Source organism: Bartonella sp. DGB2 (assembly GCF_046843095.1).
Taxonomy (GTDB): domain Bacteria; phylum Pseudomonadota; class Alphaproteobacteria; order Rhizobiales; family Rhizobiaceae; genus Bartonella.
This window is the reverse complement of record NZ_CP177329.1, coordinates 492,792-512,733: the sequence shown is the minus strand read 5'-3', so window position 1 is coordinate 512,733 and position 19,942 is coordinate 492,792. Positions and strand designations below refer to the sequence as shown.

The window sequence follows — 19,942 nt, the reverse complement described above, 5'->3', positions numbered from 1 at the left end:
AATCATTGCGGTGCGAAAGCCCCGTATCGGGCTCATAGCTATAGCGCACGCTGTGCACCACTACCGCTTCATCGCTTGGCGCCATATGGGTGCAATAGATGATGTCGTAATAAAGGGTCGCCCAAAGGGCAAGTGTCGTTCCTTTTGCGCCCCCATGATACTCCCATTGGGTCAATAAGCAGCTTTCTACCAATCTATTAAGATTAGGCGCTTGATAGAGAATGGTTTCGACATCCCATGTCAAACGATCCATATCATCTTCCTGCTCATAGCCCGCTATGCAACATTCAATCGCTATATGCAGGGTACGCCGCCGCATACCGTAGTCTTGCACTTGCTCAAGGTCTAAATCCTCACCTAATGTGTAAACAAGTAGAGCAGGGAATATATCTTTGTTAAGCGCAAACGCCCGTTGCGCAAACACATTCTTGCCAGCTATGGTGTTTCCAGCCTTAAGCAGGTCAATAATCGTGTTGCGAATAAGTAGGCGATGGGTGCTCATATTATAGCGCTTCCTATCAGGCGTGGTCTTCTACTAAAGCCACTTTCATCATACCGCTGGTCGAGGTGATCACATCACTAATGATGAAGGTCTCCTGATCCAAAACAACCCTATCACCTTGTTTGGGGGCACCGCCTATATCGCTAAGGCGAATATCAAGCATTTTAATAGGATTGGTAAAATCTGTTGTGCCATAGACGGGGTCTTGCGCATAGGTCTCATCATAAATGGCGCTTATGCTAAAAACTTCGCCCGTAGTTTTGCGTGTATAGGTTAGAGCCCTGCCAAAGGTCTCACATAAGACATCATTCATGGCCTTAAGGTTAGCGTTCCAGTTCTCAATCATGATTAAGCCTGCTATTGCTCTGTGCACCAAGCCGATCAAGGGGAATAATTTTTATTATGTTGTCTCCATCATGGATATCAACAAAAGGGGCATTGCATAGGCGCGTTTCAAACACACCAAGGCCTTTAAAAAAGCCTTTTACATTTTTTGATGCAGGTGGCTTGGCTTTAGCTGTTTCTGGCGCCTTAGAAAATCCAATGCCGCGCAATAACATTTGCGGCTGAGCACAAATAAACAAACCATTGCTAGAAATACGCGGCCGTATCCACGGGGTTTGCGCATCACCCATGAAAACCTCTGTATACATCTCAAGCACGCTATCATGAGCGCCTTCTACCGCGTCGTTGCGCGTGAAGATCTCGTAAAAAAGCCCTCCCATCCCTTGCGGGATGAATTGACATTCATTGGACTTCATACCGATTGCATCGGGTATGCCAAAGCGCGCACGTCCCTCATAATCACTAACGCCATGATAATCCATGAATGTAATACCACCATAGGTAAAGCCGCCCTCAATGGCCTGAGCCTGTACCTGTGGGTGCTGGATAAGCGCATCGTAAAATGCCTCTCCACATAGGGCAAGGGCACTTCCATTTGTGGGGAAGGCACCATGGCAGGCGCGTTTCATCGCCTCTATCACATGGCTACAAAGACTTGCAATGTCTGTGTCACTATCATCAAGGTTAAATTGGATAGGCTCTGGCCGCTTAATGCCAAAAACATCAAACCAATCAACCAATACACTGCCATTCACGTCATAAACTACGCCTTGCATGGCACCAAAGCGAAAGATCTCAAAGATTAGGTCCATGTTTTCGATAAGGGCAGGAATGGCCGCTTTGGCCTTTGTCAATAAGACCTTATCAATCTCTTGAGCAGAAAGCTTAGACCCATCTTGCAATGGGTCTAAGGTAATCAAGGCCTCGCGTACAAAACCATGGATGATGATAGAGCGCGTCTTCTCTTGCACAGAAGCTACTTGCGCGTGCAACACCCCCCGCTCAATAGGGCGAATGACATCGTCTTTTACCTCAAGCCCGATAATCTCTTGAGCACCAGTCTCAGCAGAAATGTTATCCAGCCCAAGCGCAGACAATACTTGCAACCTATCCATTGTTCATCCTAAAGCGTTTTGTTTAATTGCCTTTGTTGTAGTACTATGTTATACATGTATGACAAGGGCACTAATTATGGAGAGAGAACGTTCATGCTAGCAGTGCGATTACCCGAAGACTTAGAACAAAGGCTCTCCCAATTAGCGAAGCAAACGGGGCGTAGTAAGTCTTTTTATCTACGAGAAGCTCTAAATAATTATATTGATGATCTCGAAGACCTTTATCTAGCTGAACAAAGGATGACGGAATTACGCTCAGGTAAAAGCAAGGCAATACCTCTAAAAGATGTTTTGGCTGATTATGACATGGGCCATTGAATTCGTTCCCGCGGCTGTGCGAGAGTTAAAAAAGCTTGATAAACAAGTAGCACAGCGGATTTTAACAGTTCTTCATGAGCGCATAGCACCCCTTGATAACCCCCGTAGCATAGGCGAGGCATTAAGGGGGAATCGTTTGGGCGAGTTCTGGAAATACCGTATCGGCGATTACCGTATTATTGCTAATATAGAGGATAAAACTCTTACCATTGTTGTTTTACGCGTTGGTAATCGCCGCGCTATTTACCGCTAGCTCTAATGGTTTATTTCTTTGTCACGCCTTTGATGAGCATTTCGGGGCGTGTACAGATAAAGAGGGGGTAGCTATAGACTTCAGGTCGCACCCAAAAATCACGCGCTATGTCGCGGATGAGCATTGAGTAAAGGGGGCGGCCGATGGTATTAGCAAAGGCAAAGCTCTCACAAGGCGAGAAGGCCTGTTGGAACACCCCAGGTGTATTAACGGGCACAAATTGGCATTCATTAGGTCTAATCCCTAAAGCACGTTTTGTACCTGCTTGTGCTTTATCGTCATAATCATCAACGCCACGATAGTTGATAAAGCGGATGCCACCATAGTCAAAACTTGCAAAAGAACCGCTTTGTAGTACCGATGCGGTCGCCGCTCCAAAAGAGCGGTTAAGGGTTTGGGCATTTTGGGTATTGAGAAACGTTTCACGCACGGTTTTATGGTTGGTGAGATCATCAAAAAACTTATCGCCACAAAGCCCTATGACACTAGAGCCTAAACGATAAGCCCCTTTTGAAGCCCGTTGCATTGTCCGAATAATCTCACGACAAATGCGCTCAACTTGCGTTGTTTCGCTATCCAAAGCAAAGTTAATATCTTGGGGAGGGGTGATACCCCATTCCTTAAACCAATCAATAATCACCGAGCCATCAGCATCAAGAACAACCCCTTGGATTGCACCAAACATATGGCTTTCAAGGGTTACTTCCATATCGCTTGTTAGGCGATCTTGAGCGCGCGATATATATTCAATGGCGGTTTCTAATTCGCTCTCACTGCCAAAAGCCCGTACGTTTTGGATTTCAGAGGCAGACAAAGTATTGCCCTTGGCAAGACGCACCGTTCTAAATGCACGGATATCGCGGCGCTCGCGTCCCGCTTCTTCCAGTGGTGCACCGCGCTCTGATGTACGAATGATTTGCAATTGGTTATTGCGTCGTTCAATGGCCACATGGGTTGTGGAAATAGGCACATCATCAAACAGCTTAAGAGAGCCAATGAGATCTGGCTTAAAATCATAATAATCCAGTGCTTTGGTCATGTTTATTGCCGAAAAGGCATCATCATTAAAGATATCTATTTGCATGGGGCTTTGTCCTTTAGCGTAAAATGATGGTTGCTAACGCCAAGGCATCTATGGCTTTTTGACGTTGCTCTGTTGTTATTTTTTTTGGCCAAATTAGCTCCGATGCTTTGACCGCCGTTTGCCGTAGCGTAACAACAGCGCGCCGCGGTGTGGATGAAGGCTCAACATTGTCATAGGCAATAGCGCTTGCTACTTCGCTACCATCGGTTGCCGTTGGGTTTAGCGGCACATACTGGCCATTGCCAACAAGCTTGGCCATCACCGTGCCTGCCTCTACTTGATCTCCCGCGGCAAAGGTGACGCTTTCACGGGAAAGGTGGATATCGTCGCTAATGAGATAGGCGCCCGTGCGGCGCCCTTCATAAGAACATTTGCCATTCTACACTTTCCCTTTTTTCCATTTCCAGATGCTGAGTTTCTTTGATTGGCTGATCTCGCCCGCACTTGTGTTTGCATAAGGAGAGATTGTTTTACTGCAGCTAGCTTCTACTAAGGCGTCTAGAACATGCTGTTGGGCTTGTTCTACGCTCAGCCGCTTATCGATAGCCGCTTGAGCGTTAAAGCGTGCTCCAAGGCTCTGCGCTTGTTTCTCTATTGCAAGCAAGCGGGCACAGCGCTGGCGCTCGTGCTTTATCCCAGCCTTGCTAGGGCGGCCTTGCGGCTTGTCTTTCTTGTCTTCTTCTTCGTCATCTTCTGGATCGGTGCTTTCGCCGGAGTCGCGTTCTTCATCGTCGTCTTGTTCTTCATCACCTGTGTCGTCCTCGTCGTCTTCTTCTTCATCAGGCAGGGTGTCTTTGCGTTTTTTTTCGATTGCATCGTCATCATTTTGCTCGAGGCGGTAGTTTCGGTAAGCCATACGTTTTGTCCTTCTTGCGTTTTTGTGGTCTCTATGAGTTGTTGTAAAGCTGTATCAAATGTTCCAAGACGATCAGCCAAGCCCTGTGTGAGTGCCTCTTGTCCTAAAAATGTGTCGGCACGTGTATCAATGATCTGCTGGCGTGAACATTTGCGCGCCTTTGCCACCAGATCGACAAACATATGATAGAGCGTATCGCAATCCTCTTGGATTTTAGCCCGTGCGCCATCGCTTAAGGGTTCATGCGGATTGCCATCTACTTTATTTTCCCCCGCAAATATGTAAGTCCAGCGCAGCCCTTCTTTTGCATCCGCCTTAGATTGATCCATATGGGCTGTTACCACCCCGATAGAGCCCACATCACTTGTCCGGCTTAGCCATATTTGCTCAGCCGCACAACTGATGGCATAGGCGGCTGAACAGGCCATTTCATTAGCATGCGCCCAAATAGGTTTTTGATAGCTACGCGATAAAGCACGCCACTCCTCCACAAGATCAAAGACGCCGCCCGCTTCACCGCCATAGCTATCAATATCAAGTAAAACAGCGCGCACATCCGGTGCGCTCACCGCTTCTATAAAGCTTGCCCGCAAGCCATCATAAGAGGTTAGCCCCGATTGTGCGGCCATAAAGCCGCCACGGCGCACCAAAGTGCCATGAACAGGAAGAATAGCGATGCCGTCCACTACTTGATGTGCTTCAGGCAAGCGTGTCTCATCACTATTCTTGATAAAGGCACCGATTTGCCCTGTAAGGCGCGGCGAAAGCGCGCTCAAGATTGTGTCTAGCTTTTCTGGGGTAATCATATGCGGGCGGTTATAGAGCCGCGCAAGACAATGCACAAAGTCCATCTGATACCCTATCGCTTTAGGCCGCATTCTCAGATATGAGAGCGTTTTGTTTATCTTCGTCATTGCTATCATCATCAAGCAGGACGGTTGTGGGGGCTGGGGTCTCAGTATCAAAATGCAGACCACGCCTTAGTGCTTCGCTTCGCTCTTCTTCAATCTCTGTGTAAATATCATCGCGACTATAGCCACGCTCATTTAAGGCTTGCGTTAAGCTTTTTAGACCCGCACGGATTTCTTCCTTCTCGGCGGCGATGTCCTTTAACGGATCGACCATTTCCAATTGCGCGGCATGGCTCTCTGATTGCAACCAAGGTAAGGGATTGTGATCATAGTCGGGTAAGTCTATGGCACCCACCAATACAGCCATTTCCACAAAGCGCTTCCACACGATGCGGTTTAATTGAAAGGCCATGACATTGGCTCGCCATTGCCTAATATGGCGACGAAACTGAATAATGGATGTGCGCACATTGGAGAAATTGCCCCGCGTCACATCGCCGCTCACCGTTGAATAGGGCATGTTCAGACCAGCGCAGATTTTTAACAAATTGCGGTATTGAAACGGTTCATAAGAGCCGCCCACCTCGGCGGGCGCAGAAAAGCGAATATCTTGGCCATTCTCTAATACCGTAACCAAGCCTGGAGCCAGTTCCAATGGTGTCTCCTTCACCACCGGCTAGGGAGGCTGTATTCATAGTGCGCTCCGCTTGTACATCTGGGGTGAGCGGATTACTCTCACCACCTAAAATAAAAGCGGTAAAAAGCGCTGTGGTCTTTTTGCGATCAAGCTCAGCATCATCATAAGCGGCCAATTGAAACAATTGCACCATACTGCGGGTGATCTTTGGTGTGCCGCGCAATTGTTGGGCTTGTCGGCGTTCTTTAATATGGATGATATAGGGGGCTTCTATGCGTACCCGCTCTTGCATTCCCTCTGCAAGCCTTCCATTGGGTACTATGTCATAGGGATGATAGCGGAAAAAATGGTAGGCAATGCGATCACCAAATGCATTAAATTCAATGCCCATGCGGATATGATGCCCAGGTATTTCTGCGGGGCCATCATAGGTTACATCCAATAGCTCTGCAGGATAGATTTCTAGCTTGAGCGGAACAGCGCTACACGCGTCTAGCGGAACAGGGCGCAAGCGCACAAAGACTTCACCCGCAAGAAACACTTCGCGGGCAATGGTGGCCTGCATCCCGTAAAAATCACTAACCCCCTCATAATCAGCCTCATCAACCCACTGCCACCACAAATTCTCTAATGCGCGCTTTTGGGCTTCAAAGCCTTTGATGCGTGGTACAGGCTTAATCCCATCATTGACCGCCGCTGATACCCATTCATCAACCGCCGCACCATAGATGCTATTATTATCATAAAGGCTACGGGAGCGAGCAAGAACGGTTTGGCCTTCGGCTTGGATCGCCCTATTAATGTGAGTCTTTGTGGGGATAAAGCCACGTAAGCGGCGGCTACGGCTTGCCGCATCAAAATAGGGTCCACTGCCAACCATCACCTGAAAGGCGTTGGCCATCCGCTTAATAATACCTGCCATTAATAACCTCGGCCTGCCGCGATATAAAAGAGGCGCGCTTTCGGGCGGCCTTCTAATTGGGCGATTTCTGCATCCAAAGCCGCCAATGATAGCTTATTCTCGCTCACCGAGCGGTTATAGATCTGCTTGTCGCCATGGCGTATAGATTGGGCGGCAGAATAAAGGCCTTCTGCCAGCGCATCACGCTGCTGTCTTAGCCGCTTTAACCGCGCCTCTATGTCTTGCATATCAAACCTCGTTCATAGCATATACGAACTTCTCATCATACGCGGCCGCCGCCGTATAGGTGGTGCTGGCGGGGCAAGAACTTCGTCCTTATCAAAGGATAGGCCGCGCTCTATCATCTTCTGTTCTAAAGCTTGCGCTTGTTGCTCTAAGGATATCCCCATCGCCGATAAGCCGCATAGCGCCGCATAGGCATAGACGCGGCAATCCAATGCCTCATTGCGGGCATTATTGGCCTTTACCCAGTCTATCTTTGGTTGACCCTTGCTATATTTTGTCTTTTTGCGCTCTGCTGTTAATTGCTGGAAGTATTCTAAGTCACGCTCGATATGGAAGTGGCAGGCACCATAGCCAACAGCATCAGGCCCGTCCTTTTAAGACGCGCCATAACCATATCTTTAGCGGCGCTCACACCAATGACATAAAGATTGATCTTTCCATTATTGTTGTGGGTTGGTCGTTTGGGCCACACGGTAGACGTACTATTACTACTCCCTTTAATGCCCCATATATTATGGCCTTGACGCGGTCGCACATAATCATACACCGCTTGCGTATTTGAGCCCCCCGTATCAACACACGTCGCATGGATCAGCAGACCATTGTCTAAAGCAGGATGGGGCCAACGCCTACTAAGATACGTATCTAGATGGTGCCAAACCTCTGCTGCCGATGGGTCGCCCAAAAAGATTTTATAATCAATGTTCCAGCTCTCTTCATCACGCCCCCAGCCAACAAGCTCCAACTCCAAGCGATCAGGTTGCACATCAACACCACAGGTTAGAATGGCCACCTGCGGCGGTAAGAGTGGGTATTCTTCGCGCAAAGCGTAAAGCGCGCTAGCATCCGTTCCCCCAGCATCATACTCTTCCCAAGGTTCGCCCAATACAGTATTGACAAAGGATTGTAGTTTGGCAGGGTCCTTGGCCTCTAGAAATGCGCGTGCGCATTCGCCCCACGTAAACCATGGCGAATAAAGCGCCGATAGGTGATAGGAGCGAAAGTTGTTATAGCGGCTCTGTTTGGTTGCTACCCAACGCGCGCCATTGGCTTCGCTCAGCAACGCCGCTTTGTGATGTTCCTCATGAATAGCACCACAATGGGCGCAAAAAAAGTGGGCCTCCTCAGGCTTGTCTTCAGGCCAGCGGATCTGTGCCCACGTAATAGGTTGTAGCTCATGACACTCTTTACAGGCAACGTTATAATAACGCTGATCACCCTTCTCGAATTCGGCTTTAATACGGCTGGTCTCAAGGCTTGCTGGCGTTGAGAGCATAAATACTTTACGCCGCGGGTAGCTTGCCGTACGACGAAGAGCAAGGGTAATGGGATCGCCTTCATCATCAACATTAAACGGATACCCATCAACCTCATCAAGCACCAAATAACGAATAGACATAGAGCGCAAGCCCACCGCTGAATTAGCACCCGTCAAGTTTAATGAACCGCCTGCAAACTCCTTCATAAACAGCGTATTGCCGCTATCGCGCGCGCGTGGTGGGGCAATGCGCTCTGACAAAGCCTTGCTGTTGCGTATCATATGCTCAACACGCATCTTTGAGAGCTTCTTTGCCATATCTACCGTAGGCATCACATACAGAATGGGGCCAGGCGAATGGTGTATGGCATAACCGCAGAAGTTTAGCGCCGCTTCTGACATACCAATTTGCGCGCCCTTCATAACAACCGTCGTCTCAATGCTTGAATAGCTCGACAGATTGTCCATGATCTCGCGCAGATAAGGCGTTCTTGATGTCCGCCATAGGCCAGCTTCTGCACTTGCTTGTGTCGACAAATAACGATGGACGTCCGCCCATTGAGACACCGTATAGGCGGGGTCAGAGCGAAACCCTTCTTTAAAGGCTGCCCAAAGCTTAACGAGGTTTCGGGCTTGGTAATCCTTGTTTATGCTCATGTTCAACCCCATCACCTCTGGGACGCAGGCCTATGGGGTCAGGCATTATCCCTTCCTGAAGGGCTTTGCAAATTTTGGTCAGAGCCTCATTCTGTTGCTTCATATTCACTGGTGTTCTGAACATTGTCGCTTTCCTCTTCTTCGTCGACTTTTGCAAAATCAGGCATAGGAATCGTATCAAGCTCTATCAAAGCATCGCGCATATGCTGTTCTAAAACTATGGCAACCTTGTTATGGTCACACTCTAACGCGCTGGCAATATCACCACTGTGGCGGCTTGGAAACAACATCAGCATATCACGACAGCTACGGGCAAATACAAATGCCTGCCGCTTAGCATAATCTATCGGCACATAGTCCTGCTTCTTGACCTTAAGTTCAAATTCTACCTTCTCTGCTTGGGCAAGAGTTAAGCGCGACTTAACTTCGTTAAGATCAAGGTTAACAACTTCACCGACTTTACTCTTTTTATAGGCGGGCGCAATGTTGGCTTTAATCCATGCTAAAGCTTCATCAACGAGGATGAATTGACCATCATCGCTTGTGGGCAAACCCTTCTTTACAAGTTGGGTTATATAGGCCTTGCTAACCCCTAGACGCTTAGAGAATAGGGCGCGTCGCTCTTTTACATTGGAATTATTTTCTAATTCTAGCTCTGACATTTTTGTAAAAAATCTCCAAAAGCCGCATAGAAATGCTTTGCAAAATAGCTACGATAATCCCAACAAAATTAGCGTCAAATAATTGTATTTTGTTTCAATGAGTTAACAAGTTAAGTGATTTAAAAATCCCTGACGCTAGAAAAATATCGCGCTGCGCATCGACCCGCCTATGCCCCCCCCGCGGGAAGTACCTTGGCAATATTAGAATATTTTTCTAATTATTGGAAAATTAAACCCACTTCACTTAAGCAGAGCCTTGTTGATGTTCTTCTGCATGGTCTCTTGAAACATCGTGCTAACCATCTGCGCTACTTTAGCCTGCATACCATCGCGGGTCATAATTGATGCGGCATTAACACCTAGAGGCCTGATCAAACGCGGCACAAGTTTTGTCTTACCATTAGCTAAGCGCACACGCTTAGTCTTGCTTGGATCGCGCATGAATACATGATTGTTTAATTTAGGCTTTAGCGGCGTACGGTTGGGGAAGGTGCCGCCATGATCAAAATAGCCTGCAAACATCTGCTTGCCACCAAGCAGTTCAACCTGCATACCGATGCTTGCTTGCTCCTCATGCTTAAACAGCTTAAGCGGGATATCTCCATAGAGCACAATCATCTTAGAATAGAGTTGCTGGGGCGTAGCTTTCGCTGAACGCCTCACCTTATCATTCAAATAGTTCTTGCGGTATTTAGCAGGTAGACCCGCTTTCTTGCGGATCATGGTGATTGTTTTGGTACGCGCCTTGCTAAGCGTATTATTGATAGAGGCGCTTGCTACTTTGTGTAATTGCGTCTCACCTAAGACATCCAACATGTTATTGGCGTCTTTTAGATCAAAGCGCACAGTGACAGCCTCGTCGTTACTGAACGCCATGGATCACCTCTATGCACTGCATTGTCGGGAAAGGTAAGTGAAAATGTTCGTTACAAAGTCGAACCAAAATTTAGGCGGAAATCTTCACAGCACCCAATGTCAGTTTCTATTTATGACATGCTTTTGTCAAGTAAAAAATGGCGCGACAAAGCGTTGAGAGCTAAACGGAGAGCACCTACCAAATGTGATACATCCATATCATCCTCAACGATATACTGAATAGCCGCGAATAGATTGTCATCGGGGTTATCAAACTGCGCTTCTTTAAGAGCGAGCCGCGCATCTTGCCACCGTTTGGTGCATTTGATAACCCATTCTTCTACAGTTCCTGTAAAGTCTTGGCTTTGTGGTCTATCATAATAGCCATGAGCAAAACCCTTTGCACAAAGATAATCATTGCGCACCTGTAAATACTTTTCGGCGGCGTCGTATTGCGCTTCACTCAATCCTTGTTCGCGCCCTAGCAAACGCAAACGGCCAATAGAAGTTGCCGCTAATGGGTTCTTCGCATCTTCCAATGATAGGCCTGCATGCTTTGCACGCATCCTTAGGGCTAGTAAATCAATTGGTTCATTATCATTAGCACCACGACGTGTGAAACCATGGCCTGAACGCGATATCCGTCCACTAGGTTCACGAGCCACGCCTTCAATCCGTGGCCGACCTCTCGCTTTCTTGCGCTTCTTAATTGCCATGCTATTTTCCATTAATCATTCCATCATATCTTATACCATATTTGCCAATTAAATAAAAGATACATACTATATATTGATGCGTAGCAAATTATTTATCGACATTGACTTGTAGTATTTTTGTAGCTATATTGTAGCCATAATATAGCGTATGGAGCCCCCGTTATGAAATCAGATCCTCAAAATGCCATTGTTCGTGCTCGTATTTCAGCAGATGTTAAGCGACAAGCGTCTATTGCTTTGAAACGCATAGGGCTTAATACATCTGACCTTATTCGTTTAACCTTTATGAGAGTCGCGGAGGAAGGGCGCTTGCCTTTTGATTTAACGACGCCTAACCCAACGACACAAAAAGCAATGGCTGAACTAGAAGATGGAGGAGGAACACGTTATGAAAATGTAGAGGATATGTATAAAGATTTAGGTCTTTAAGATGTTAGCGCTACGTTTATCAAAAACCTTTAAGCAAGACGTTCGCAAAGCAGAAAAGCGCGGTAAGGATATGGCTAAATTGCGCGTTCTTTTAGACCTCTTAGTAAACGAAATGCCTTTACCAAAAGTCTACCAAGATCATCCTTTACGGGGTACGTGGGCAGGATTTCGTGATGCACATATTGAACCAGACTGGATTATAATTTACCGTGTAAAAGGCTCTGAATTACAGTTAGCAAGAACTGGAACTCATTCGGATCTTTTTTAGCAAAAGCCTATAGCTTGGAAGCAGTGTAGTTATTTTTTGCATCCTCATTGGTATCTATTCAAGGTTATGCTTTTTAGACTTAAAATTTTAAAATATCCCTTGAGTTTGATTTTTGTTTAAAGAATGGCTTGACGTAGTCCCGTGTCGGGACTAATATATATCATATGAAAATCATCTCCATTAAAACTTTGAAGGACTTTTGGACGTCCAATCCTGATGCAGAACAGCCACTGAAGGCTTGGGTAGATGAAGCCAGAAAAGCAGAATGGAAAACTCCAGCAGATATCAAGAAACAGTATCGCAGTGCTAGTATTCTAAAAAATAGGCGCGTAGTTTTTAACATTAAAGGAAATGATTATAGATTGATTGTCGCCATAGCGTATCAAACAGGATGGTTATTCGTTAAATTCATCGGTACGCATAAAGAATACGATAAAGTCGATGCAGAAACTGTAAGATTGGAATAAGATCTATGGACATTAAGCCTATCAAGACAGAGCAGGATTATGACGCAGCGTTGCGGTCGTAGAACCCATGTTTGACAATGAGCCTTTACCCAATACGCCCGAGGCCGATTTTTTTGAAATCATGTGCATACTTATCAATGAGTATGAAAACAAAAACACTACCCTATTGCGGCGCCAGATCCCATTGAAGCGATTAAATTTCGAATGGAACAACAGGGGTTGACGGTCAAAGATCTTGAACCCGCAATCGGAAAATCGAACCGAGTATATGAGATACTGAACCGCAAAAGAAATCTAACCTTGCCTATGATTAGAAAACTGCATACCCAGTTTGGTATTCCTCTCACTAGTTTAGTGGGTGTTTGATAGAGTTGGCCTGCCTTTTAACTCGCTGTTATTATGAGTTTTAAGACTCAAATCGCATGGACTAGCGGTTTCGTTATAAAGTGTAACGTTTTTTATGCTTATCCCCCCCGCCTAAAGACGGGGGAAGTTGTTTACGTTTAAGCGACAAGCAAGCGCTCGTTAGGTGCTGAAAGGTGTAGTTCTTCCAGTTTTTTAACGTCTTTGCTTATAAGGTCTCTTAGCGATTTAAAGAGGAAATAATGATTGAACCGCATTTTAGCCAATTCTTTATCGATCACATCTAGCCATAGAACTTCTTTTAGACATGTTTCGACCTTTGAGAAGGATATCTCACGCCATATGCCTACAGCACCCATGTAAACATGATTAAGCAAATAGGCCTCTGCTTCTAGCCGATATAGCGCGGCTAGTTGTTGGGCGTGTTTATTGATGCAGTCTCTGATGCGTAGCGGTATCTTTGTGCGGTCTTCTGGAAGGCGATAGACGGTATCATCTTCTTGCGTCAATTGTAGCTGTGGTTGATGTGCTTGTTCCAGTTCTAACCAACGGTCAACAATCTTTGCCCGCAACACTGTGCTGTAACCTGAAACGAGGATAAGGCATTCGCGCTTGGGTAAAAGGTATTCGGTTTGTTTACGGTTTTGAGCATCTTTATAGATGTGTCCAAATTTGGACGCATCTATTTGTAACTCTAAAAGCATTGCATCAATATCACGTTTTACATGTTGATGTTGTTTACCACACAGCTTTGCGATGTCACGACTAGACATGGTTAGCACCGATGCTACTGTACCTTTCGAAAGCTCTTGTTTTATTTGAGAAGTTTTTTTTGCCTTTTTGGCATTGTTCACTGAACCAGTCATGGTTTTACTCCTGTATGTATTAACGTTTTTGATAAGACGCCCGTAAGGGTGTCGGGTGCTCAAAAACACGGCATACAGTCCGTCGTTACACTTTCCCCTTGCGGGTATTGTATGGCGTAACCACACCCGACATAAGGCGCATGCATAGAAGCATGGCAATAGGTCGAATTGTTCGGAACGGTAAATAATTTCGGTTATTTAGCCGCTGTATGTTGAAAGTGTTTTTGAAGCACTTGCTCTCAACATAGCGGTTTTAGGATTTTTGTCAAGCGAGGCGGTTATGGCTCTATAAAGTCAGTCTCCAATCCAAAGGCTTTGCATGGTAATTCCGCTCTTAATACATAAGCTATTTATTTAGATATTGTGCGATGTTGCTTAGCTATAGAAAATATGTTCTTCTTTATTTTGAAGGAAAGGTGATTCCATGAAGAAAAAAACCATAATTTCAGATAAAATTGCTAAAATTTTAACCGATAGACAAAAAGTAGAAAGGGGAGCTACCGTCACCGGAAGAGGTCAATCCCCTAGTAACTCTCAGCAGAAGCCATCACGTATACCTTCTCATTCTTCTTCATCTAAAAAGAAGTAGTCTATTTTCTCCGCAAGCTTACCATTTTGATTTGATTTGATCAGCAGGAATGTAAGTCGCGTAAGCGCCAAACTCTTCGTTCAACACCTCATCATACTCTCTCCACTCGTCTTGCAAAGGATTATGCGCATCAGTCACATAAAGCACAATGTCTCCTGTCGCTCCCAAAGCGTAGGGGCCATTGGGAAGATCTTCAAAGCGATATAGATCCCTGGATAGGAGGCAAGTATCGTCTTTTAAAACAACATTCAGTTCATAGGAACGCGTATTTAGAGTTTCGCTAAACTGGATCCAAGCAGAAGGGGTGTGGTCGCAGTGACTAATATCCAGCTTACGTAGTATTTTATAAAACCATAGGCGAAAATATTTACGCCAAAGCGCGCTTATAATAATTGTCCCAAAAAACGCAGGGATAGCCGGAAAAGGTTCAACCATACCAAAATACACGGCGGCTTTATAAAAACTCGCACCAATCAAGCCAAAGCAAAGGGATGGGAAGAAGATGTTTGCGGTTCTATCATCCATGTGTATGCCGTTATTGGCAATATGATACCCAGCATAGCCAGAGGCTAATGTGACCAATGTCAACCATGGTAAATTGAACAGTGCAGGATCAATCATCTTTGTTTCGCTTTCCTTGGATGAAATATTAAAATATTAATCAATGATAAGCACGCGTTTTGCAATCGTTTGCCTCTCTAAAACGGTATTTCATCATTGAGTTGATCATCGTAGGATAATGGCGCTTGATAGGATGCCTGTGTTTGGCCTCTGTGTTGGCCATAGGTCATGGTGCTAGCACCAGCTGGGGGCTTTTGGCTTGTGACTTGCTGTGTGTCTTGACCTTGATTGCCTGCTTGCCCCAGCATTTGGATAACACCGCGGTATTTCTGTAAAACAACTTCTGTGGTGTAATGTTCCACACCGCTTTGGTCTTTCCATTTGCGGGTTTGTAATTGCCCTTCTACGTAGATATGGCTTCCCTTTTTTAGATAAGAGGCGGCAATATTGACAAGGTTTTCGTCAAAAATCACAATGCGATGCCATTCGGTCTTTTCGCGCTTCTCACCCGTGTTCTTATCCTTCCAGCGTTCACTAGTTGCTAATGAGAATAGAGCCACTTGCCCGCCCGTTTGCATGGCTTTGATTTCTGGATCTCTGCCCAAATGGCCAATAAGTATAACTTTATTTAGGCTAGACATTGTGTGGTTTCCTTCTGTTCAAATAGCTGTAGTCCTGTAATCTCTTCCAAATCAAGCAGGTTTTCGGCTTCTTCGGCTTGGCTTTTTGCTAAAGCGGCTTGTGGCAAAGAGCCGCCATGGAGCCAAGCATCAACATAGGCCGCAACGCTAAAATCAGCACCAAAGGGTGTGTAATTATAGGTTTTGCCTTCAAAGCGTTGCATGAAACGCCGCCCGTATTTGTCCTCGTAGAGGTTGTAGAACACTTGTTGTACGCCTGCTTTATGGTTTGCATAGCCCGATAGGGTGGCGACAATGGTCTTTTGTTTTTTAAACATTGGCCTCGCCTTTATTTAAAGTTTTGTGAATGTAATCAATCATACGCCGGCAATTGTTTTCAAGCTGTCCGCAATAGAGAACAAACTCAGAAGTAGCAGGCATGAAGGTTGCTGAAAGTCCTATTGCCTTACCGCGCAAAACGTCTTCTGTTGCCTTCTGTAGAGCCCAATAGCCAATGTCTTCAAGAGCCCTCTTATAAGCCAAAGCGGTTGCATTTTCGTCTTGATTGGTTGAAACTTTTAAACCAGCGCTAAGCAGAGCAAAGGCAAGGCTAATGTCCTTGGCATCAGCAGGCCTATCCAGTTCTTTTAAAGCTTGCTTAGTTAGCGATAAGATTTCCTGCTGTTCTTGGGGTGTTGGCTTTTGCCCCTTCATCCACAGAAACGGTGGTTGGCGGTGTGTTTTCGAACAGAAAAGCGTACATATCTCCTGTAGTTGGGATCTTAAGCATTTTTTCCGCGACGCGATGCCCCCAGCCGCGCTGTTGTTGATTATGGTTATTGGGCTGTCCAAAATTTTGTCGGGTGTTGTTATTTGTGGTTCCATTACCGCCTCCTTTTGCGGAATATTCTTGTGATCTTCTAATCCAATTACGCCATGTGCTTTGCCAGTTAACTTTTGTGGCGTCTTTCCCCGCCTTGGCGCCCCAATAGTCACGGAATTTTTCGACTTCAACGCAGATTTTCTCCTCCGTTAAGCCTTGCTGTCTAGCGAAGTTAAGATCGGGCTCAAAATCGGGTGGTAGGCGACAACCCCTTGAGGATTGTGGTGTTTTGGGGGGCTGTGGAATAGCCTCTATGGGCTCACTAGCCGTTGTAGCGAGGTCGAGGTTTGTCGAAGGGAGTGTTGAAATTTGTTTCGGGATCCCTCGCGCGTATACGCGCGTATAGGGTTTGTTTTTTTTATTTTTTTCTTTTAGGGGGGTGTGGGGGGGTATTTTCTTTTTTTCTTTTTTTAAATTTTGTTGGGTAACGCTTTCGGTGGGGTGGGTAACGCCTTGGGTAACGCTTTGGGTAACGCTTTCGGTGGGGTGGGTAACGCCTTGGGTAACGCTTTCAGCAGGGTGGGTAACGCGGGTAACGCTTTGGGTAACGCTTTCGGTGGGGTGGGTAACGCCTTGGGTAACGCTTTCAGCAGGGTGGGTAACGCGGGTAACGCTTTGGGTAACGCTTTCGGTGGGGTGGGTAACGCCTTGGGTAACGCTTTCAGCAGGGGGTGTAACGCGGGTAACGCTTTGGGTAACGCTTTCGGTGGGGTGGGTAACGCCTTGGGTAACGCGGGTAACGCCTTGGGTAACGCTTTTAGTGTTACAGTCATAAAGCCGTGAATAATTTATCCCATAACATTTTTTAAAACGTTCTTTAAAGCGTTGCTGACGAAGAGCATTAGCAGATTTCTTTTTTTCTTCTGCCTCGCCTTGATATGAAGACTCGTTACAGTCATAAACCACTTTTCCCACATCGGGAAAATGGTCTGTATTGGCTACCTCCATATAAAGAGGTGACATTGCCTTATAGCGGCGTGCTTCAAGATGCGCCAAGCGTTTTGCTTCGCGTACCTTTTTTTCGTAATTGCAAACAGCATGAACCGCGGCAACTATTTGCTCTGCGCTAGCTCCAGAGTTTGCTAAAGCGGTGGTGAGATCAATCAAGATATGCATCAGCTCTCCATATCCTCCTCCTCTCGATCTAAAGCGTAATATAAAAGGGCTAAGGCATCGGCCTCGTTGTCATCCTCTGGATGATGGCCTCTATCCCATATGGCATTTAAAACATCATCTTTTGATGCATTGCCTTTGCCTGTAGCGTGCTTCTTAATGGTACCAACGGGCACGCCTTGATAGTCAATCTGATGATGTTCACACCAAGCGGTGAGAACGCCTAAAAAGCCGCCGTAAACATGGGCGGCATCTGTTCCAAGGTGGCGACGCACTTCTTCGTAATAGATTTTATCAAGACTACTTCCAGCACATTCAAAGCGGTGTTTGGTATCACTTAGCCATATGCGGAATTTAGAAAAGCGTACGCCGCCCCCGTCAAAAGTTCTTTTTTTAAAGGTAACAGAGCCGCTGGTCATAGCGCCTTGGCAAAAAGCATCTTTAGCAAGGCTGTGTACCTGCGGCTTGCGTATAAATCCATTACCGCAAAATGCCGCCCAGCCCATTTTGCTACCAAGGTCAAGGCATAGAATAGTCCTCATGCCAACCCCCGTTGCAGAATCATAAAACGCGAATTACAGTGCTTTGCTATTGAATAAATAAAACGCAAAGGGGGGTAATTACGGATGTGGGATTGGATAAGCAAAAACTTAGTCTGGATTATCCCTATAGCGGGAATAATAATCACGATTATTGGGCGTATTATAAAATTTGTCCACTTATGGAACAAAAATAAGACAAACAAAGAAGCTCTAGAAATAGAAAAAAATAAAGCCAAAAGCTTGGAAGAAAACACGATAATTTCTTTAGCAAAACTTGGCTTGAATTTAGAGGAAAAAAGAAAAGTTGATCTTGGACTTCCCTTAGAAATAGAGCGAATACATGCATATTTTCCAGAAAGTAATGAATGTGACTTAAGCAATAAAGATGGTAGTTTTTCGCGGGAGCTCATAGTTTCATTAAAATTAATAAATAACTCCAACAACAGTATAATCATCAAGGATATCTTTATATCCGATGACAATCCATTAATTTTTAAAGAAAATGCATGCACATTTGAGTCCTTTAAAGATAAAATGAGAAGTCTAACCAATAAGATTGGTAGTCTTTTCATGGAAAACGAACAAGAATATATCGAAAAGATGTATGATGATGAATCTTATGTTCTCCATTTAGAGTTTATTGGAACGGAACTTAATCCCATTTTGCGTGAAAATCCTACAGCAAAAAGGACAGAGGAAAAACACCTTTGCTTCTATGGATCATGCAAAAAAGCTTTAGAACAGTCTTGTGTATTATTGAAAATCATCAATATACGCCCTAAAAAACAGCACATTAATTATACTATTCTTGATCTACATTTCCTGTGCAATGAGCCGTACAATGAGCCAAAGATTACACTTCATATACATCATACATCTGCCAATGATCATAATGAGACGGTACATATAAAATATAGTCTTGATATCCCTCCTATAAAATAAAGTTAATAATCTATCCTTGCAATTCCTTTAGATTTTCTAGTTCACTTTTCGCTTCTTCTATCTTGTATTTTATAATCTTTTTAAGACTACTTGTCTTCTTATTCCGGATTTCTTTCTATATAAAATATTAGCACAAGTGTACTTTGTTTTTTTTATTCTTTTTTTGATAATAAAATAAAATAATAGTAGAAATAGCGACCAAAAAAATAAAACATATTGGATTGTTGGCATGAACATTTTTTATCACTTTCTTTTCACAGTTAAAATATCTCTTTCTATTTCAGAAAACTTTTTCATCAAATCTTCTGTTGTCATCTCTTCCTCTTTGAGGATTGCTGAATTTTGTTCTATATCTATCGTTATCTGATTTATAAGCTTAATATCTCTATGCGATATGAAGAAAATCCAAGTACATAAACTCAGAGATAAGCCTATGATTGAGAATAAAATACTTTCTGTCATTGTCTCGCGCACCTTATAATCTAGCTTTTCTCATCTAATGGGTTCCTCGAAAGGCTTTTCTTTGACGAACCCAATTTTTCCACGCAACGATCCAGTGATGTTTCTGTAATATAATTTTTCGCCGTAACAGTACCTGTTTTCAAAAGCTTGACGAAACCTTTCGGCTTCTAATATAGCCCCTTCCTCCGTGAAGCCTTGCTTTTGAGCAAAGTCTAAATCAAGCTCGAATGCAAAAGGTACGCGGTACCCATGTGCCGTTCCTTCTTCATCATATTTATTAGGCTTTGTTTCGGAAGACTCTATAAATGGTTCTAGGTCTCGGCCTTTAGGATCCTTAATAAGCTCTTCCTGTTGGCTAGTAATTATATCAATCTGACTTTGCATATCCTTTAGGTAATTAATGATACGCGCGATTTCTTTTTCAGAACGCTCTTGGCGCTTTTGCGATAGTTTCCTAAAAGCATAAGCGTTGAAATAAAATCCAAGGCAAAGCAGGAGGAGTGCTGTAGATACTATTGAAAATATTATTTCTATTGTGGTCATAGAATGCACCTTTCTCTCAGCTAGATTTTCTTGCTTGT

General features: G+C 44.9%; 29 protein-coding genes and 2 pseudogenes. 8 read left to right on the top strand and 23 right to left on the bottom strand.

The window, feature by feature from the left end:
- The 3 genes from ACK28X_RS11895 to ACK28X_RS11885 all read right to left on the bottom strand — a co-directional run.
- Positions 1-502 (bottom strand): hypothetical protein (locus ACK28X_RS11895; protein ID WP_412059110.1); only part of this gene is annotated, 502 nt, incomplete at its 3' end.
- Positions 503-518: 16 nt separating this feature from the next.
- Positions 519-848: a hypothetical protein gene (locus ACK28X_RS11890; RefSeq protein WP_412057109.1), complete on the bottom strand. Its 330-nt coding sequence runs from the start codon at positions 846-848 to the stop codon at positions 519-521.
- Entirely contained in the window at positions 841-1,962 is a 1,122-nt protein-coding gene (locus tag ACK28X_RS11885; protein WP_412058603.1) for a major capsid protein, read from the bottom strand. The genes ACK28X_RS11890 and ACK28X_RS11885 overlap by 8 nt, the downstream gene beginning before the upstream one ends.
- A 93-nt stretch (positions 1,963-2,055) precedes the next feature.
- On the opposite strand from ACK28X_RS11885, the gene ACK28X_RS11880 reads away from it, so the two are divergent.
- Entirely contained in the window at positions 2,056-2,280 is a 225-nt protein-coding gene (locus ACK28X_RS11880) for a DUF6290 family protein (RefSeq protein WP_412057176.1), read from the top strand.
- The gene (locus ACK28X_RS11875) at positions 2,264-2,533 is read left to right on the top strand and encodes a type II toxin-antitoxin system RelE family toxin (protein ID WP_412058688.1); all 270 of its coding nucleotides are present in this window, start codon (positions 2,264-2,266) and stop codon (positions 2,531-2,533) included. Before ACK28X_RS11880 ends, ACK28X_RS11875 begins: the two co-directional genes overlap by 17 nt.
- A 10-nt stretch (positions 2,534-2,543) precedes the next feature.
- On the opposite strand, the gene ACK28X_RS11870 is transcribed toward ACK28X_RS11875, so the two are convergent.
- The 11 genes and pseudogenes from ACK28X_RS11870 to ACK28X_RS11820 all read right to left on the bottom strand — a co-directional run bounded on the left by ACK28X_RS11870 (position 2,544) and on the right by ACK28X_RS11820 (position 11,256).
- The gene (locus ACK28X_RS11870; protein WP_412057174.1) at positions 2,544-3,617 is read right to left on the bottom strand and encodes a major capsid protein; all 1,074 of its coding nucleotides are present in this window, start codon (positions 3,615-3,617) and stop codon (positions 2,544-2,546) included.
- Between the two features lie 13 nt (positions 3,618-3,630).
- A complete protein-coding gene (locus tag ACK28X_RS11865; RefSeq protein ID WP_412059144.1) occupies positions 3,631-3,939 on the bottom strand; it encodes a head decoration protein in 309 nt (102 codons plus the stop codon).
- 57 nt (positions 3,940-3,996) lie between these two features.
- Positions 3,997-4,221 (bottom strand): hypothetical protein, encoded by a 225-nt coding sequence (locus tag ACK28X_RS11860; RefSeq protein ID WP_412057172.1) that lies wholly within the window; start codon positions 4,219-4,221, stop codon positions 3,997-3,999.
- 26 nt (positions 4,222-4,247) lie between these two features.
- Entirely contained in the window at positions 4,248-5,324 is a 1,077-nt protein-coding gene (locus ACK28X_RS11855) for a S49 family peptidase (RefSeq protein WP_412058725.1), read from the bottom strand.
- Between the two features lie 16 nt (positions 5,325-5,340).
- The gene (locus tag ACK28X_RS11850; protein WP_412059109.1) at positions 5,341-5,979 is read right to left on the bottom strand and encodes a phage portal protein; all 639 of its coding nucleotides are present in this window, start codon (positions 5,977-5,979) and stop codon (positions 5,341-5,343) included.
- Positions 5,891-6,883, bottom strand: a complete 993-nt coding sequence (locus tag ACK28X_RS11845) for a phage portal protein (protein WP_412059108.1) — start codon at positions 6,881-6,883, stop codon at positions 5,891-5,893. Before ACK28X_RS11845 ends, ACK28X_RS11850 begins: the two co-directional genes overlap by 89 nt.
- On the bottom strand, positions 6,883-7,110 hold the full coding sequence (locus tag ACK28X_RS11840) for a phage head-tail joining protein (protein ID WP_412057169.1): 228 nt from the start codon (positions 7,108-7,110) through the stop codon (positions 6,883-6,885). Before ACK28X_RS11840 ends, ACK28X_RS11845 begins: the two co-directional genes overlap by 1 nt.
- A 12-nt stretch (positions 7,111-7,122) precedes the next feature.
- Positions 7,123-9,023, bottom strand: a pseudogene (locus tag ACK28X_RS11835) (phage terminase large subunit family protein).
- Positions 9,024-9,109: 86 nt separating this feature from the next.
- A complete protein-coding gene (locus ACK28X_RS11830) occupies positions 9,110-9,685 on the bottom strand; it encodes a hypothetical protein (protein ID WP_412057166.1) in 576 nt (191 codons plus the stop codon).
- 240 nt (positions 9,686-9,925) lie between these two features.
- Positions 9,926-10,561 carry a hypothetical protein gene (locus ACK28X_RS11825; RefSeq protein ID WP_412057099.1) on the bottom strand — a complete coding sequence of 212 codons (636 nt, stop codon included), beginning with the start codon at positions 10,559-10,561 and terminating at the stop codon, positions 9,926-9,928.
- A gap of 110 nt (positions 10,562-10,671) precedes the next feature.
- The gene (locus ACK28X_RS11820; RefSeq protein ID WP_412058595.1) at positions 10,672-11,256 is read right to left on the bottom strand and encodes a hypothetical protein; all 585 of its coding nucleotides are present in this window, start codon (positions 11,254-11,256) and stop codon (positions 10,672-10,674) included.
- Between the two features lie 162 nt (positions 11,257-11,418).
- Here ACK28X_RS11820 and ACK28X_RS11815 point away from each other — a divergent pair, with 162 nt between their 5' ends.
- From ACK28X_RS11815 to ACK28X_RS11800, 4 genes and pseudogenes are all read left to right on the top strand, one after another.
- Positions 11,419-11,685: a type II toxin-antitoxin system RelB/DinJ family antitoxin gene (locus ACK28X_RS11815; protein WP_412058594.1), complete on the top strand. Its 267-nt coding sequence runs from the start codon at positions 11,419-11,421 to the stop codon at positions 11,683-11,685.
- Between the two features lies 1 nt (position 11,686).
- Positions 11,687-11,953, top strand: a complete 267-nt coding sequence (locus tag ACK28X_RS11810; RefSeq protein ID WP_412058231.1) for a type II toxin-antitoxin system YafQ family toxin — start codon at positions 11,687-11,689, stop codon at positions 11,951-11,953.
- Between the two features lie 164 nt (positions 11,954-12,117).
- Positions 12,118-12,420, top strand: a complete 303-nt coding sequence (locus ACK28X_RS11805; protein ID WP_412058230.1) for a type II toxin-antitoxin system HigB family toxin — start codon at positions 12,118-12,120, stop codon at positions 12,418-12,420.
- Positions 12,421-12,425: 5 nt separating this feature from the next.
- Positions 12,426-12,786, top strand: a pseudogene (locus ACK28X_RS11800) (helix-turn-helix domain-containing protein).
- 137 nt (positions 12,787-12,923) lie between these two features.
- On the opposite strand, the gene ACK28X_RS11795 reads toward ACK28X_RS11800, so the two are convergent.
- Complete coding sequence (locus ACK28X_RS11795; protein WP_412059107.1) at positions 12,924-13,649, bottom strand: Rha family transcriptional regulator; 726 nt, start codon at positions 13,647-13,649, stop codon at positions 12,924-12,926.
- A 424-nt stretch (positions 13,650-14,073) separates the two neighbouring features.
- On the opposite strand from ACK28X_RS11795, the gene ACK28X_RS11790 reads away from it, so the two are divergent.
- Positions 14,074-14,238, top strand: coding sequence for a hypothetical protein (locus tag ACK28X_RS11790; protein ID WP_412058228.1), 165 nt, complete (start codon positions 14,074-14,076; stop codon positions 14,236-14,238).
- 18 nt (positions 14,239-14,256) lie between these two features.
- Here the strand turns inward: ACK28X_RS11790 and ACK28X_RS11785 are convergent, their stop codons facing one another.
- The 6 genes from ACK28X_RS11785 to ACK28X_RS11760 form a co-directional block, all read right to left on the bottom strand.
- The gene (locus ACK28X_RS11785) at positions 14,257-14,859 is read right to left on the bottom strand and encodes a hypothetical protein (protein ID WP_412059106.1); all 603 of its coding nucleotides are present in this window, start codon (positions 14,857-14,859) and stop codon (positions 14,257-14,259) included.
- 77 nt (positions 14,860-14,936) lie between these two features.
- Positions 14,937-15,440, bottom strand: coding sequence for a single-stranded DNA-binding protein (gene ssb / locus ACK28X_RS11780; RefSeq protein ID WP_412057081.1), 504 nt, complete (start codon positions 15,438-15,440; stop codon positions 14,937-14,939).
- Positions 15,428-15,757 carry a hypothetical protein gene (locus ACK28X_RS11775; protein ID WP_412057096.1) on the bottom strand — a complete coding sequence of 110 codons (330 nt, stop codon included), beginning with the start codon at positions 15,755-15,757 and terminating at the stop codon, positions 15,428-15,430. The genes ssb and ACK28X_RS11775 overlap by 13 nt, the downstream gene beginning before the upstream one ends.
- Entirely contained in the window at positions 15,750-16,133 is a 384-nt protein-coding gene (locus ACK28X_RS11770; RefSeq protein WP_412059105.1) for a hypothetical protein, read from the bottom strand. Before ACK28X_RS11770 ends, ACK28X_RS11775 begins: the two co-directional genes overlap by 8 nt.
- Positions 16,078-17,418 (bottom strand): hypothetical protein, encoded by a 1,341-nt coding sequence (locus tag ACK28X_RS11765; RefSeq protein WP_412059104.1) that lies wholly within the window; start codon positions 17,416-17,418, stop codon positions 16,078-16,080. The genes ACK28X_RS11770 and ACK28X_RS11765 overlap by 56 nt, the downstream gene beginning before the upstream one ends.
- Complete coding sequence (locus ACK28X_RS11760; RefSeq protein WP_412057077.1) at positions 17,418-17,957, bottom strand: hypothetical protein; 540 nt, start codon at positions 17,955-17,957, stop codon at positions 17,418-17,420. The genes ACK28X_RS11765 and ACK28X_RS11760 overlap by 1 nt, the downstream gene beginning before the upstream one ends.
- An 84-nt stretch (positions 17,958-18,041) precedes the next feature.
- On the opposite strand from ACK28X_RS11760, the gene ACK28X_RS11755 reads away from it, so the two are divergent.
- Positions 18,042-18,899, top strand: coding sequence for a hypothetical protein (locus ACK28X_RS11755; RefSeq protein ID WP_412057093.1), 858 nt, complete (start codon positions 18,042-18,044; stop codon positions 18,897-18,899).
- Between the two features lie 243 nt (positions 18,900-19,142).
- Here the strand turns inward: ACK28X_RS11755 and ACK28X_RS11750 are convergent, their stop codons facing one another.
- Both ACK28X_RS11750 and ACK28X_RS11745 read right to left on the bottom strand, forming a co-directional pair.
- On the bottom strand, positions 19,143-19,361 hold the full coding sequence (locus tag ACK28X_RS11750; RefSeq protein WP_412057092.1) for a hypothetical protein: 219 nt from the start codon (positions 19,359-19,361) through the stop codon (positions 19,143-19,145).
- A 30-nt stretch (positions 19,362-19,391) separates the two neighbouring features.
- Complete coding sequence (locus tag ACK28X_RS11745) at positions 19,392-19,904, bottom strand: hypothetical protein (protein WP_412059103.1); 513 nt, start codon at positions 19,902-19,904, stop codon at positions 19,392-19,394.
- Positions 19,905-19,942 lie beyond the last annotated feature (38 nt).